The organism is Seonamhaeicola maritimus (assembly GCF_008056315.1).
In the GTDB taxonomy this organism is placed as follows: domain Bacteria; phylum Bacteroidota; class Bacteroidia; order Flavobacteriales; family Flavobacteriaceae; genus Seonamhaeicola; species Seonamhaeicola maritimus.
In genome coordinates this window covers 1,702,955-1,717,885 of the sequence record NZ_VRKQ01000008.1, presented here as the reverse complement: position 1 = coordinate 1,717,885, position 14,931 = coordinate 1,702,955, and the positions used below count along the sequence as shown (strand labels likewise).

Genomic DNA, 14,931 nt, shown 5'->3' with positions numbered 1-14,931 from the left:
AAAATATATGTAATTTTGGCATTTCAAAAACCGAGCCATACTTTTACAAAAATACATTAAAAGCGTTGCATAAAAACAACATTAAAATACTTTTTGCTCTAAGTTTTACAGTGTTTATTAACACGTTTAGCTTCGGTCAAGACATCCCCAAAAAAGGTGTGACAATTGATACTGCGGTTAAAGATACTTTGATTCAAGACACAGAAAAAATCAACTTAGAGACACCTGAAATATCTGAAAAAAGTCAAGACTCCACAGTAACTGATTCTATAAAACCCAAAGAACTTTTAGAAAATATTGTTAAATATACGGCAACGGACTACACAAGATTCAATCAGAAAAAGCAAAAACTATATTTATATAATAATGCAAAGATTGATTATGGTGATATGAATATAAGTGCTGGTAGTATAATTATTGATTATAACAAAAATATTGTTTACGCAAAAGGTATAACAGACACTATTGAAGGTTATACTCAAAAGCCTGTTTTTACTCAAGGTAGTAATGTAGTTGAACCAGACTCCATTATTTTTAATACAGACAGTAAAAAAGCCCTTATTTATAATTCTGTTACTGAACAAGGGGAAGGAACAGTTATAGCTAGTCTTACTAAAAAGGAAAATGACTCTGTATATTTTATTAAAAATGCAAAATACACTACCTCCCAAAATATAGAAGATCCAGATTATTATATTAGGCTTTTAAAAGCCAAAATTGTTCCTGGTAAAAAGATTGTAACTGGTGCTGCAGGATTATATATTTATGATGTACCAACTCCTGTGTGGTTGCCTTTCAGTTTTTTCCCGCAAAGCGAAAAACATACATCTGGAATTATTATTCCAACCTTTGGCGAGCAAAATGATCGCGGTTACTTTTTGCAAAATGGTGGTTATTATTTTGCTATTAACGATTATGTAGATTTAGCGGTTTTAGGTGATTACTACACCAACGGAAGTTATGGTACACGTTTAGAAAGCACATACTCCAAACGATATCGGTTTAGAGGAAATGTAGCATTTAGATATGAAAATTTAATTACAAGTGAACGTGGTTTTCCAGACTACTCAAGAAACACTATCTATAATTTAAGGTGGTCACATAGTCAGGATTCAAAAGCTAATCCAAGTTCAAGGTTTTCAGCTTCCGTTAACTTGGGTAGTAGCACTTATTATCGGTCATCAATTAATCAAATTAACTCAGGTAGTAACTATTTAACAAATACATTATCATCCTCAGTTTCTTATTCTAAAACTTTTCAGGGCGAACCTCAAGTCAACTATAGTTTAACAGCTACACATTCTCAAAACACCAATACGGAGACCATTAATATGACACTTCCAACATTCCAAGGAAGTGTAGGTAGAATGTATCCATTTGCATCTAAATCAGGCTCAAAAAAAGGTATCATTCAAAATGTTAATCTACAGTACAATGTTAGGGGAGAAAATAGAATCCAGACTACAGATTCTCTTTTCTTTAAAAAAGAAATGTTTGATGAGGCAAGAGCTGGATTTCAACATACTATACCATTGAGTACTAACTTTAAAGTATTTAAACATTTTAGTGTGAGCGCTAGTACAAGCTTTAATGAAGTTTGGACTTTTAATACAGTTAAAGACACTTATGATTATTCTACAAGACAAACTACAACAGAAGACTTAAAGGGTTTTGATTCTTTTAGAACCTATAATTTTAGTACAAGTATAGGTACTACTGTTTATGGAATGTTTAATTTTGAAAAGGAAGGAAAAGACACTAAATTAAAGGCTATAAGACATGTAATGAGACCTTCTATTAGTTATAACATCAATCCTTCATTTGATAAATACTATGAAACTGCTGAAGTAATAAATGCCGATGGTTTAACTTCTGGAGAATTAGAGGCATTACAAAGTAGTTTGGAATACTCTCGGTTTGATGGCTCTATTTTTGGTTCTCCTAACAAGAATTTCTCAAGTTCAATGGGCATTTCTATTGCTAATAATTTAGAAGCTAAAGTAAAAGACTCCGATAGTACTGCCACAGAACCTAAAAAAATAAAGCTTCTTAATAGTTTTAACTTTTCATCCGCGTATAATTTTGCAGCAGACTCCTTGCAATGGAGTCCTGTAAGAGTAAGCGGAAGCACGCAACTGTTCCAAAACCAAATGAGTATAAATTTTGGTGCTACATTAGACCCATATGCTTTAGATAATAACAATGCAAAAATTAATAAGTTTAATATTGATAATGGTGGTAGCTTATTTAGACTTACAAGCGCAAACTTAACAGCAAGTTGGTCTTTATCTAATAAGAATAAGGGAAAAAAGAAAAGTGATAGCAACGATGTTGGTGCCGATAATCCTGATGACGTATTACCCAAAAACATGGATTTTGCTAATCAACAATTAAACAGAAATCAAGAAAAAGATAAAGGTGACGAAAATAAAGAGCCTTCTAAATTTTATAATCACAAAATACCATGGAGTTTGCGTCTGGCTTATGCCGTAAATTATGCTAACTCCAGACGACAAAGTGAAATTTCATCACATTCTCTAATGTTTTCTGGCGATATAGATTTAACTGAAAAGTGGTCTATTGGTGCATCATCAGGTTATGATCTAAAAAACCAAGGATTTACCTATACGCAATTTCGTTTTCAGCGAGAGCTTGAGAGTTGGAATATGAATTTTACTTGGATTCCTTTTAGTGATAGAGCTTCTTGGAATTTCTTCATTGGAATTTCATCTAGTATTTTAAAAGATTTAAAATACGAAAAACGTAGACAACCAGATCAACAATTATAATTGGCATGAAAAAAATAATTAGAACTTCAAAAGCTCCAGCACCTCTTGGGCCATACAACCAAGCTGTATTGAGTAATGACACGCTTTATATGTCTGGTCAAATTGGCATAAATATAAATACAGGCGAAATGGTTTTAGATGATATTAAATCTGAAACTACTCAAGTCATGCAAAATTTAAAAGCTGTTTTGGAAGCTGCAGATATGACTTTTGAGAATGTGGTTAAGACTTCTATTTTTATAAGTAATATGGATGACTTTGTTTTAATAAACGAAGTGTATGGCAGTTATTTTAACGAAAATACAGCCCCAGCTAGAGAAACCGTTCAGGTAGCAAGATTACCAAAAGATGTTAATGTTGAAATTAGCATGATTGCGGTTAAATAATTTTCCTTTTTACCTTAAAACAGTTAATTTTGAGTGAAGCCATTAACTCAAAATACTATGCGCATAGAATATGATATAAAATTGGGATTTAAAGATGTTATGATTCGTCCAAAACGATCTACTCTAAAAAGTAGGTCTCAGGTTGATTTACAGCGTGATTTTAAATTTTTACACAGTCCTCATTCTTGGTCGGGCATACCAATTATGGCTGCAAATATGGATACAGTTGGTACTTTTGAAATGGCTAAAGCTCTATCCGAAAAAGGACTTTTTACTACCATTCATAAGCATTATTCTGTGTCAGATTGGAATGTTTTTTCTACAAACTTACCTGACAATATTGAAGATTATATTGCCATTAGCACTGGGATAAGTGAACAAGATTCTGAAAAATTAGCTGAGGTTTTAAAATTTAATCCTTATTTAAAATTTATTTGTATTGATGTAGCTAATGGTTATTCAGAACATTTTGCCGAATTCGTAAAAAAAACCAGAGAAAAATATTCGGATAAAACAATCATAGCAGGAAACGTTGTTACTGGAGAAATGGTAGAAGAGCTTTTGCTTTCTGGAGCCGATATTGTAAAAGTAGGCATTGGACCAGGTTCTGTATGTACGACAAGGGTGAAAACAGGTGTAGGCTATCCTCAGCTTTCGGCAATAATAGAATGTGCTGATGCAGCACATGGATTAGGAGGACAAATTATCAGCGACGGTGGCTGTGTTATTCCTGGTGATATAGCAAAAGCTTTTGGTGCTGGAGCAGATTTTGTAATGCTTGGTGGTATGCTAGCGGGGCATAATGAAAGTGGTGGAAAAACAATAGAAAGAAACGGCAAACCATATAGACAGTTTTATGGAATGAGTTCTTCTACGGCTATGGATAAACATATTGGTGGAGTTGCTGAATATAGAGCAAGTGAAGGAAAAACAGTTGAGGTCCCTTATAGAGGTGAAGTTAATTCAACAATTCAAGATATTTTAGGAGGGTTAAGAAGTACTTGCACTTATGTGGGTGCTAAGCGTTTAAAAGAACTTACTAAAAGAACAACTTTTATTAGAGTTGCTGAACAAGAAAATAGAACTTATTCAAAATAAAAAAGGGTATTACAAAAATTACTTGTAATACCCTTTTCTAACTAACTCAATCAAACTAAAACTTTTAACATTCTATGATGACGGTGGAACCAATACTTTATTAATTACATGTATCACTCCATTGGTAGATTGGACATTTGGAGTAACTACACTAGCATCATTTATCATTACTCCCATATCGAGATTTACATCTATATTATTCCCTGACAATGTTGGTACCATGCCATTGGATAAATCGCTAGAATATACACGACTTGCAACTACGTGATATAATAGTATATCCGTTAAAATTGTAGTATCAAGACTTTGAATTACAGCTTTAGCTTCTTCTATATCTGTTAATTGCAAGTAATTTAAGAAAGCTTGATTTGTTGGAGCAAAAACAGTAAAGGGTCCTCCCATAGATAAAGTATCTCCTAACCCTGCATTGGTTGCTGCCTCAAGCAGTAATGAGAATTCTGGAGCAAAACTTGCAGCAGTTTCAACTAAATTCATTGTTGGTGGTGATAATACTTTATCAATTACATGCACTACTCCATTAGTTGCTTGAACATTAGGCATAACAACATTAGCATCATTAATCATGACTCCCATACTTAAATCAACTTCAACAGCAGCGCCATTTGCAGTTGAAACAAACCCATTACTCAATTGATTACTAAAAACATAACCACCAACAATATGATATTTTAAAATGCTTGCTACAACCATTGGATCCAGGCTATTTATTGTAGATATGGCAGCCTGAGTATCAGCTACACCTAAGAAATCTATAAATGCCTGATTTGTTGGAGCAAAAACAGTTTCAGGTATATCATCACCTAAAGCTCCAGCTAAATTAGCATGTACAGCTGCTGCAAGTAAAACTGAAAAATCCGGGTTAGTTGAGGCTATACCAGCTATGCTCATAGTTGGAGGAAAAAGAACACTATCAATTACGTGAATAACTCCATTTCTTGCTTTCATATCGGCCATTGTGACTATAGCATTGTTTACAAGGACACCATTGTCTATATTTATAACGACATCTGTTCCGTTTGCTGTAGGAACAGCTCCATTTTCTAGTTGTGTACTGTAAACAGGCATTCCAATAACATGATATAGAAGTATATCTGCTAGGTTATCAACCTCAGTTATATTTTTGGTTGTAATTCCTAATTCTGCAAAGGCCTCATCTGTTGGAGCAAAAACGGTGAGCCTGTTCCTTGAAACAGTACTTGCTAATTTTGTCCTCGCCAAAGCCTTACTTAAAACTTCAAAGGTAGGAGCTCCATAGTCGCCTTTATAACTAGCACTTTTCGCTGAAACCTCTTGATCTCCACCAAAACTATCAAGTAATTCTACTATGTTAGGTAAGTCATATGCAATATCATTTGTTTCTACTTCTTCATTACTACATGAAAAGTTTACTAAACAAATTAACATAGCTGAAAGGAAGTACAAGTAGATTTTTGGGAGTCGATTTACTGTTAATAATGTTTTCATTTTGTTTAATATTTTTTAATTTTTCATAAACATAATATATTTGTTTAACTTTTTTGTTTTTTTATTAAACATATTAGACAAAGTGCAAAAAAACCACGCTTAAATGCGTGCTTTAAAAACTAAATTTCAGATTTAACTATCCTATTAATCTGTTTGCAATGTCTTGTGTCGGCAAAATTTCATTAGTGTGTTCAATACTAGGTCCAGCTACCCAAACAGTTTTATAAGTGGCCTTAGTAGCAGCATTTTTTGTAGCGTTCATTCCAATAGAAAATCGAATCATCTTTACCCATTTTTTGAACTTACGGTTTTTATTAAGCAAATTTTCAATCCACGTAGCCTTAGTGCCAATCTTTTTAACATAGGGCGTATTTATTACTGTACATGGTGTTCCAGAAATACGCTCGGTCATAACAATATCTTTAGCTCCATATGTAACACAAGCTTGTTTATATTCATTTGTAACATTTGCTTCAACTGATGCAATAAACGGGCTACCTACAGAAACACCAGCTGCACCATAACTTAACATTCTCAATACATCTTCATTACAACCTACCCCTCCAGCAGATATTATAGGAATAGAACAATTTGAACTTAATTCATTTATGAGTTCTTTGGGAGACTTATTCCCACGGTGTCCACCAGCCTGATTGTTTACAGCAATTATAGCATCCGCTCCCAATCCTTCAACCTTTTTAGCAAACTTTAAGTCAACAACATCACAAAAAACCTTAATATCGACTCTATGAGCTTGTTTAATAGTTTCTTCAGGACTACCCAACGAGGTTATTATAAAATCACAACCTTCTTCACAAATGACTTCTAATTGCTTTATATATTTAACATTAGATTTATTGACTATTAGATTAAATCCGAATGATCCGCCTTCAATCTTTTCTTTTTTTAGACTTTTAAGTGCAGAGCGTAATTCTTCAAGAGTTCTGTAATTCAATGCTGGAATACAACCTGCTATACCACTCTTCATTGCTTCAGTCACCATATCTACATTTGACACCAAAAACATGGGTGCCTGAATTATAGGATACTTAATTTTAAGTAATTCTGTTAGCTCTCCCTTCATTTTAAAAATATATTTTCACAAATATAAAAATATTATGCATGCATAGCAACTTATACTCAATTACTTAGAAAAAGTAAGCTATATAAAAAATTCTAATTATCTGATTATATGACATATATCATTGTTTTATTATGCATGCATAGTTATTTTTGAGTTCATTAATACAAAACATATATGCCATGAGAAAAATAATTCTGAGCATTATCTCTTTCATCATTGTCTTACAGGTTTACGCTCAAACCATCGAATTGCCTAACACAGTTATTTCTGTAAATTATCAATACTTAAATGCCAAAGATTCAGATGACGCCCCTCTACGGGTAAAGGTTCTTGAAGAAGCTGTATTAAACTATAATAATTCAGACATATCCCAACTTTATGACGATGAATATGAGACTTACAGAGTTTCATTCTACATTCCAGAAGGAAAGATTGTTGCTGCCATAGACAAAAGTGGTAAAATTATTAGAACAATAGAAAAGTATAATAACGTTAGATTACCGTTAGAAGTTATGCAAGCTATTTCTGCACGTTTTCCAAATTGGGCTATTGTTGAAGATGTTTATTTGATTAAATATCACTGCGATGATGATGCATTAAAAAAGGAATATAAAGTTAAAATTAAAAACGAAGATAAAGTCATCTCTGTTAGGACAAACGAAAAGGGCGAGTTTATCTAATCTTTAAAACGATAGTAAGCACATTTTAAATAAGAACCCTCTGGAAAAGTTACTGGATGGTCTATATCATGCTGGGTGTTTAAAATATTTTTGAACACCCTTTTTTGTTTTCGAAAGGTTTGAAGGTTTATATCGAAAAAAGACTGTACCACTACCCTTGATGAGCAGGATGCTAATACTAGCAATCCATTTTTAGATGTAAGTTTTTCACCTAATTCAGCCAATTGAGCATATTTCTTTTTAGCTAACTCAATTTCCGATTGTTGTTTAGCAAAACTTGGTGGATCAATTACTACAACATCATAAGTTTTGTTGTTGTTTATCAACCTTTTAAGTTCCGAAAAAGCATCTCCCGCAATGGTAATATGCTTTCCATTGTAGTCGTTCAACTTTCCATTTTCAATGGCTATTTCAAGGGCTTGCTTGCTTATATCCAAACTAGTAACTTCTTGAGCATCATTATATAAGGCATGAACTGAAAAACCACCAGCATAAGAAAAAACATCTAATACCCTTTTCCCTTTGCTAAATCCTCCTACTAGCCTCCTATTTTCTCTATGATCTAAAAAATAACCTGTCTTATGTCCTAAAATAACATTTGCGGAAAACCTCACCCCGTGCTCAACAAACTGAACCACTTCATTCTTTAAAGAACCATAAACAACTTCTCCATCATTTAATTCATGATTATTTGATTGTTGAAGGTTTCTACTTAACCTAATAACAATGGTTTCAGTTTCAGAAACTTTTTGTAAGCTTTGTAAAATAGCTTGCAAGTAAGGCAACCAAATCTCGGAATATAATTTTACTACCAAAACAGTATTATAAACGTCGGCTATTAGTCCTGGAAAACCATCATTTTCTCCAAACAATAAGCGGTAACTATTAGTATTTGTCTGAAGTAATTCTAATCGTTTTTCAAAAGCAGTTTCAACTTTATTAAGGAAAAATGATTCATCTACTTGTGTTGTTTCAAAATGAATCATTTTAATGCGTATTGGAGAATTGGCATCATACAATCCTAAACCTATGACTTTGTTTTTATTCTTACTAAAAACAATTGTTAAATCACCTGTATGTGCATTATCATTAATTTTCACTATACTATTTGAAAATACCCAAGGATGTTTTTTAACAACAAATTGCTCTCCTTTTGCATTAAGTTTAACAGCCAAACGTTTTGGATTATAATTTGATTTAATATTTGAAATAAATGACATAAATTTTTAGTTACATATTCAAAAGTATAGTTTTATAAGTTATAAAAAAACGCAACTCTTTGAGTTGCGTTTTATGCTTAATGCTTCAGTCTTCCGACTTCTAGCCTATTTTTATTTTACTTCCTCGAAGTCTACGTCTTCAACGTCGCTTCCTTCGTTAGTATCAGCTCCTGCTCCTGCATCTGGCCCTGGTTGAGTACCACCAGCTTGTTGAGCTTCGGCTTGAGCTTTATACATTTCTTCACTAGCTACTTTCCAAGCTTCGTTAATTTTCTCTAAAGCAGGGTCAATAACCGCAATGTCTTTAGTTTCATAAGCTTTCTTCAATTCCTCTAAAGCTTCTTGAATTGGTTGTTTTTTATCATCTGATAATTTATCACCAAACTCTTCCAATTGCTTTTCAGTTTGGAAAATCATAGAATCTGCTTCATTCAATTTCTTAGCATTTTCAGCAGCTTGAGCATCTGCCTCTGCATTTGCTTCAGCATCAGCTTTCATCTTTTGAATTTCTTCCTCACTTAAACCAGAAGAGGCTTCAATTCTAATATCTTGTTTCTTACCAGTTGCTTTATCTTCCGCAGATACTTTAATGATACCATTGGCATCAATATCAAACGTTACTTCAATTTGAGGTGTACCACGTCTTGCTGGTGGAATATCACTTAAATGGAAACGTCCAATTGTTTTATTATCTGCAGCCATTGGTCTTTCACCTTGTAACACGTGAATTTCAACAGATGGCTGATTATCAGCAGCTGTAGAGAATACTTGAGATTTCTTAGTAGGAATGGTAGTATTCGCTTCAATTAATTTAGTGAATACGTTACCCATAGTTTCAATACCAAGAGATAATGGCGTTACATCTAATAACAATACATCTTTTACATCTCCAGTTAATACACCACCTTGGATTCCAGCACCTAATGATACTACTTCGTCAGGGTTTACACCTTTACTTGGTGTTTTTCCAAAGAATTTCTCAACCGCTTCTTGTACAGCAGGAATACGTGTAGAACCACCTACTAATATAACTTCATCAATATCACTTTTGCTTAAACCAGCAGCTTTTAATGCAGCCGCACATGGCTCAATAGTACGTTTTACTAAATCGTCAATTAATTGCTCAAATTTAGAACGTGTTAATGTACGTACTAAGTGTTTTGGTCCACTAGCTGTAGCTGTAATATAAGGTAAGTTAATTTCCGTTTGTGCAGAAGATGATAACTCAATCTTAGCTTTCTCAGCAGCTTCTTTTAAACGTTGAAGTGACATTGGATCTTTTCTTAAATCCATATTCTCCTCAGCATTAAACTCGTCTGCTAACCAGTTAATTATTTTTTCATCTACATCATCACCACCTAAGTGCGTGTCACCATCAGTAGATAATACTTCAAATACCCCGTCTCCTAATTCTAATATAGAAACGTCATGCGTACCACCACCAAAATCAAATACAACTATTTTTTGGTCTGTACCTTTTTTATCCATACCATATGCTAATGCAGCAGCGGTAGGCTCATTTATAATTCTTTCTACTTTTAATCCAGCAATTTCTCCAGCTTCTTTAGTCGCTTGACGTTGAGAATCATTAAAGTATGCAGGTACTGTAATAACTGCTCTACTAACATCTTGTCCTAAATAATCTTCAGCAGTTTTCTTCATTTTTTGAAGAATCATTGCCGATAATTCTTGAGGCGTATATAATCTACCCTCAATATCAACTCTAGGCGTGTCATTATCTCCTTTAACTACTTTATATGGTACACGTTCTGCTTCGTTTTTAGACTCAGAATATTTATTCCCCATAAAACGTTTAATAGAATAAACCGTTTTTGTTGGGTTAGTAACAGCTTGTCTTTTTGCAGGATCACCAACTTTAATCTCACCGCCTTCTACAAAAGCGATTACCGATGGCGTAGTACGTTTTCCTTCAGCATTAGGGATCACAACAGGATCGTTCCCCTCCATTACAGAAACGCATGAGTTGGTTGTTCCTAAATCTATTCCAATAATTTTACTCATAATATATTTTACTTTATTGTGTTGAATGTTCTTTTTTAAACTCGATTTGTATTAGTCAATCTTTATGCCATTACAAAAATGCTGACACAGTGTCATATTTCTTTCAAAATATAGTCATAGTGTTGGTTTAGAGCCTTTAATTACTGTCAATATTATACGATTGGCGCATCCCGTTGGGTCAGGCTTTCGGTAGTCGCTCCCTCCTTTTGTCGGGGAGCTTCAACAAATACCTCAATCCTTTGCGCACCTGTTTGCAGCAAAATTGCCTTTCTAAAAATCTGTTCTTTAAATTAGAACATTTACCGCTTTGCGAGCACATAAAAACAATCTATATTTGCCAACTACAACGTTTGCGTAATATGGAATGTATTTCAGTTTTCGATATGTTAAAAATTGGCATTGGCCCTTCAAGTTCCCATACTTTAGGACCTTGGAGAGCTGCTCAACTTTTTATCAAAGAATTAAAAGACTCTAATAGTTTCAATAACATTGAAAATATTAAAATTGACCTTTATGGTTCATTGTCGCTAACCGGAAAAGGGCATGCCACAGATTACGCTATCATCTTGGGATTGCTTGGAACCGACCCAGAAACCATTCCTGTAGAAGATATTTCTAAAAATATTGAGGTTGTAAAATCAACTAACAAATTAAACTTTAATAACGAAAAGGAAATACACTTTTATTTTGAAAAGGATATTGCTTTCAAAAAAACATTTTTACCATTTCATGCCAACGGAATTTCCTTTAGTGCCTTTACTAACTCTAATAAAATAACATCAACTTTTTATTCCATTGGTGGCGGATTTGTAATTAAAGAAGATAATGATAACGCCAAAAAGAATTTCGAAATTAAATGTGCTTTCCCCTATCCTATTGCCAAGGGCACTAAACTTTTAGAATATTGTAAAACACTAGATAAGTCCATTTCAGAAGTTGTTTTAGAAAACGAAAAATCCATTCGTTCAGAAGCAGACATAAACAAAGAAATAAAACGAATTTGGGAAGTGATGTTAGAATGTATGTATACAGGTTGTCATACTGAGGGCACCCTTCCTGGTGGCTTGAATGTAAGACGTCGTGCTTATGACATGAACCAAAAGTTAAAAGGCAAAAAACCATATTCTAATCCAGTAGAATGGATTTATAGTATTAGAGACACGGAGGTTAAATTCCGTCAAATCATTAAATGGGTAAGCTGTTTTGCATTGGCCGTTAATGAGGTTAATGCCTCACTTGGGCGTGTGGTAACTGCTCCAACCAATGGTAGTGCAGGCGTTATTCCTGCAGTACTTATGTATTATCTGGTAATAGAAAACCACGATGGGAATTTTGAAGACATCAAGAAGTTCCTATTAGTAGCTGGAGAAATAGGAAGCATCTTTAAAAAAGGTGCAACTATAAGTGCTGCTATGGGTGGTTGTCAAGCAGAAATTGGTGTATCATCAGCTATGGCAGCTGGGGCCTTATGTGAACTTTTAGGTGGCACACCAGAACAGGTTTTAGCAGCAGCCGAAATTGCTATGGAACATCATTTAGGTTTAACCTGCGACCCTATTGGTGGATTAGTACAAATACCATGTATAGAGCGTAACGCCATGGGCGCCATAAAAGCCATTAATGCTGCAGAATTGGCTTTAGACACTTCTCCTGAAAACACGAAAGTACCTTTAGATAAAGTAGTTAATACCATGTGGGAAACCGCCAAAGACATGAATACCAAATACAAGGAAACAAGCGAAGGTGGTTTAGCTGTTGGGGTTCATTTAACGGATTGTTAAAACCAACTTGATTTTGTTCAAAAAATCGGCTAACTTCGTTAACCTTGTAAACAACAATACATTGAATTTATGGATATACTACTAAAAAACACTTCTTCCCCAATAATTTGGACAGGTATTATTCTTATTTTAATTGGGTTTAGCATTTTTTGTGCAATTGACATTTTTAAAAATTCATTCAAAGAGAAAGATTATATTACTTGGATTACTGTTGTCTTGCTTGTTCCAATACTAGGACCATTTTTATACATATTTATTGGAAGAAAACGGAAACTGAATTTATAAACCAATTGACTTTGTACGAAAAATTGGGTAAATTTGATTATTTCTGCAGAACTTTATTCAGTTACGTTAAATATTAACATTGCACAATACTATCTAGCCTAATTTTTAGGGAAATGAATAAATTAGATTATAGCATATCATTGAGAGAAAAGGGTCTTGCTTCTAAGGATATTAAAAAGAAAATGAAAGAGAATGGGTTTGAGGATTCTGAAATACATTATTATTTGAAAAAATCTGATGAAATCTTTCTTAATCAGTTAATTGAATATAGGAAATCGAGGTCCAGAAAAAATAGTAATAATGGTATAAAAATGATTATCCTAATACTTAGCCTTATACTCTTAATTGGGGTGTTTTTTGACTACGCTACAATAGGTCTACTTGGATTATTTATCATATGGAGTTTGGTGGGATATAGTTCATTCAGAAAATGAGGCATTTAAATTAATTAAAGTTTTAAAATCAAAACTGTTACTACAAATAGCTTTACTTCCTCTAAAAAGGGTTCCACATAAACAAAAGTTTAACAGTTTAATTTCTTACTTTTACGTGCTATTTTAAACTAAAACAACATGTCTACAGCAAAAAAAGAATATAAGCGCGTTACTGTGAAATCATTAGTCGATATGAAGGCTACTGGTGAAAAAATATCAATGCTTACAGCCTATGATTACACCATGGCTAAAATAGTTGATGGTGCTGGTGTAGATGTGATTTTGGTTGGTGACTCTGCAAGTAACGTTATGGCAGGTCATGAAACTACTTTACCTATTACTTTAGACCAAATGATTTATCATGCGTCTTCCGTTATTAGAGCTATTGATAGGTGCTTGGTTGTAGTAGATTTACCTTTTGGCAGCTACCAAAGTGACCCAAAGGAAGCCCTACGTTCTGCTATTAGAATTATGAAAGAAAGTGGTGCGCATTCAGTAAAATTGGAAGGCGGTAAAGAAGTAAAAGAGTCCATCAAGCGTATTTTAAATGCTGGTATTCCAGTAATGGGGCATTTAGGTTTAACACCTCAATCAATTTATAAATTTGGCACATATACAGTTCGTGCTAAAGAAGAAGAAGAGGCAGAACAACTTATTAAAGATGCCAAAATGTTAGAGCGCACTGGGTGTTTTGCTATTGTATTAGAAAAAATTCCTGCTGCTTTGGCTAAACAGGTAGCAGAAAGCGTTAGTATTCCAATTATAGGAATTGGAGCAGGTCCTCATGTTGATGGACAAGTTTTAGTATTACATGACATGCTTGGTATGACACACGAATTTAATCCACGTTTTTTACGTAGGTATTTGAGTTTATATGAAGAGATGACTAACGCCATGAAACAATATGTATCTGATGTTAAGAGTGTTGATTTTCCAAACGAAAGTGAACAGTATTAATCAACGGTTTTTAGGTGTCTAAAATTCTATCCAATAAATCCAACATAAATATTCTTTATGAAGATAATCACATTATTGTGGTTAATAAACGTGCTGGTGATATTGTTCAAGGTGATAAAACCGGAGACAAACCCCTAAGTGATGTTGTTAAAGAATACATTAAAGACAAGTATAACAAGCCCGGAAACGTATTTCTAGGCACTGTACATAGATTGGACCGACCAACCACGGGTAGTATAGTTTTTGCACGAACCAGTAAGGCATTACCCAGACTTAATAAGTTATTTTCAGAAAATAAAGCGCAAAAAACCTATTGGGCTGTAGTTAATAATAAACCTCCCAAAAATGAAGACACCCTGGTTCATTGGCTTAAAAAGAACCCGAAGAACAATAAGTCCTATGCACATTTAACGGAAGTAGAAGGAAGTAAAAAGGCTATTCTCCATTATAAAATTCTGAAAACACTGGACAATTATGTTTTACTGGAAATAAACTTAGAAACCGGAAGGCATCATCAAATTCGTTCTCAACTGTCAAGTATAGGCTGCATTATTAAAGGAGACTTAAAATACGGTGCAAAACGAAGTAATAAAGATGCAAGTATTCATTTGCATGCTAGACAAATACAATTTGTTCACCCAGTTTCAAAAGAAGATATTAATTTAATAGCACCATTACCAATAGACTCCATTTGGGATGCCTGCTTATAG

Annotated in this window: 12 protein-coding genes; 8 read left to right on the top strand and 4 right to left on the bottom strand. The window is 33.7% G+C overall.

Annotated features, from left to right (window positions below; genetic code table 11):
* Positions 1-65 precede the first annotated feature (65 nt).
* The 3 genes from FUA22_RS07120 to FUA22_RS07110 are packed head-to-tail and all read left to right on the top strand — an operon-like array spanning position 66 to position 4,273.
* The gene (locus tag FUA22_RS07120) at positions 66-2,789 is read left to right on the top strand and encodes a putative LPS assembly protein LptD (RefSeq protein WP_147767200.1); all 2,724 of its coding nucleotides are present in this window, start codon (positions 66-68) and stop codon (positions 2,787-2,789) included.
* 5 nt (positions 2,790-2,794) lie between these two features.
* Positions 2,795-3,175, top strand: coding sequence for a RidA family protein (locus FUA22_RS07115; RefSeq protein ID WP_147767199.1), 381 nt, complete (start codon positions 2,795-2,797; stop codon positions 3,173-3,175).
* 57 nt (positions 3,176-3,232) lie between these two features.
* Entirely contained in the window at positions 3,233-4,273 is a 1,041-nt protein-coding gene (locus FUA22_RS07110) for a GMP reductase (protein ID WP_147767198.1), read from the top strand.
* 72 nt (positions 4,274-4,345) lie between these two features.
* On the opposite strand, the gene FUA22_RS07105 is transcribed toward FUA22_RS07110, so the two are convergent.
* Positions 4,346-5,758, bottom strand: coding sequence for a fasciclin domain-containing protein (locus FUA22_RS07105; RefSeq protein ID WP_147767197.1), 1,413 nt, complete (start codon positions 5,756-5,758; stop codon positions 4,346-4,348).
* Positions 5,759-5,894: 136 nt separating this feature from the next.
* A complete protein-coding gene (locus FUA22_RS07100; protein ID WP_147767196.1) occupies positions 5,895-6,842 on the bottom strand; it encodes an NAD(P)H-dependent flavin oxidoreductase in 948 nt (315 codons plus the stop codon).
* A 179-nt stretch (positions 6,843-7,021) separates the two neighbouring features.
* On the opposite strand from FUA22_RS07100, the gene FUA22_RS07095 reads away from it, so the two are divergent.
* On the top strand, positions 7,022-7,522 hold the full coding sequence (locus FUA22_RS07095; protein ID WP_147767195.1) for a nicotinate-nucleotide adenylyltransferase: 501 nt from the start codon (positions 7,022-7,024) through the stop codon (positions 7,520-7,522).
* Here FUA22_RS07095 and FUA22_RS07090 read toward each other — a convergent pair.
* Together FUA22_RS07090 and dnaK are read right to left on the bottom strand one after the other, a co-directional pair.
* Entirely contained in the window at positions 7,519-8,742 is a 1,224-nt protein-coding gene (locus FUA22_RS07090) for a class I SAM-dependent rRNA methyltransferase (protein WP_147767194.1), read from the bottom strand. The genes FUA22_RS07095 and FUA22_RS07090 overlap by 4 nt on opposite strands.
* 111 nt (positions 8,743-8,853) lie before the next feature.
* The gene (gene dnaK / locus FUA22_RS07085; RefSeq protein ID WP_147767193.1) at positions 8,854-10,764 is read right to left on the bottom strand and encodes a molecular chaperone DnaK; all 1,911 of its coding nucleotides are present in this window, start codon (positions 10,762-10,764) and stop codon (positions 8,854-8,856) included.
* Positions 10,765-11,123: 359 nt separating this feature from the next.
* Here dnaK and FUA22_RS07080 point away from each other — a divergent pair, with 359 nt between their 5' ends.
* The 4 genes from FUA22_RS07080 to FUA22_RS07065 all read left to right on the top strand — a co-directional run bounded on the left by FUA22_RS07080 (position 11,124) and on the right by FUA22_RS07065 (position 14,931).
* A complete protein-coding gene (locus FUA22_RS07080) occupies positions 11,124-12,545 on the top strand; it encodes an L-serine ammonia-lyase (RefSeq protein WP_147767192.1) in 1,422 nt (473 codons plus the stop codon).
* 69 nt (positions 12,546-12,614) lie between these two features.
* Positions 12,615-12,830 carry a PLDc N-terminal domain-containing protein gene (locus FUA22_RS18680; RefSeq protein ID WP_147767191.1) on the top strand — a complete coding sequence of 72 codons (216 nt, stop codon included), beginning with the start codon at positions 12,615-12,617 and terminating at the stop codon, positions 12,828-12,830.
* 572 nt (positions 12,831-13,402) lie between these two features.
* Positions 13,403-14,221: a 3-methyl-2-oxobutanoate hydroxymethyltransferase gene (gene panB, locus FUA22_RS07070; RefSeq protein WP_147767190.1), complete on the top strand. Its 819-nt coding sequence runs from the start codon at positions 13,403-13,405 to the stop codon at positions 14,219-14,221.
* Positions 14,222-14,235: 14 nt separating this feature from the next.
* Positions 14,236-14,931, top strand: coding sequence for an RluA family pseudouridine synthase (locus tag FUA22_RS07065; protein ID WP_147767189.1), 696 nt, complete (start codon positions 14,236-14,238; stop codon positions 14,929-14,931).

What these genes read in the sequence shown, in the direction of transcription:
- FUA22_RS07100 (WP_147767196.1), bottom strand. Translation starts at nt 6,842, where the DNA reads ATGAAGGGAGAGCTAACAGAATTACTTAAAATTAAGTATCCTATAATT.
- dnaK (WP_147767193.1), bottom strand. Translation starts at nt 10,764, where the DNA reads ATGAGTAAAATTATTGGAATAGATTTAGGAACAACCAACTCATGCGTT.
- FUA22_RS07080 (WP_147767192.1), top strand. Translation starts at nt 11,124, where the DNA reads ATGGAATGTATTTCAGTTTTCGATATGTTAAAAATTGGCATTGGCCCT.
- FUA22_RS18680 (WP_147767191.1), top strand. Translation starts at nt 12,615, where the DNA reads ATGGATATACTACTAAAAAACACTTCTTCCCCAATAATTTGGACAGGT.
- FUA22_RS07105 (WP_147767197.1), bottom strand. Translation starts at nt 5,758, where the DNA reads ATGAAAACATTATTAACAGTAAATCGACTCCCAAAAATCTACTTGTAC.
- FUA22_RS07110 (WP_147767198.1), top strand. Translation starts at nt 3,233, where the DNA reads ATGCGCATAGAATATGATATAAAATTGGGATTTAAAGATGTTATGATT.
- FUA22_RS07095 (WP_147767195.1), top strand. Translation starts at nt 7,022, where the DNA reads ATGAGAAAAATAATTCTGAGCATTATCTCTTTCATCATTGTCTTACAG.
- panB (WP_147767190.1), top strand. Translation starts at nt 13,403, where the DNA reads ATGTCTACAGCAAAAAAAGAATATAAGCGCGTTACTGTGAAATCATTA.
- FUA22_RS07115 (WP_147767199.1), top strand. Translation starts at nt 2,795, where the DNA reads ATGAAAAAAATAATTAGAACTTCAAAAGCTCCAGCACCTCTTGGGCCA.
- FUA22_RS07090 (WP_147767194.1), bottom strand. Translation starts at nt 8,742, where the DNA reads ATGTCATTTATTTCAAATATTAAATCAAATTATAATCCAAAACGTTTG.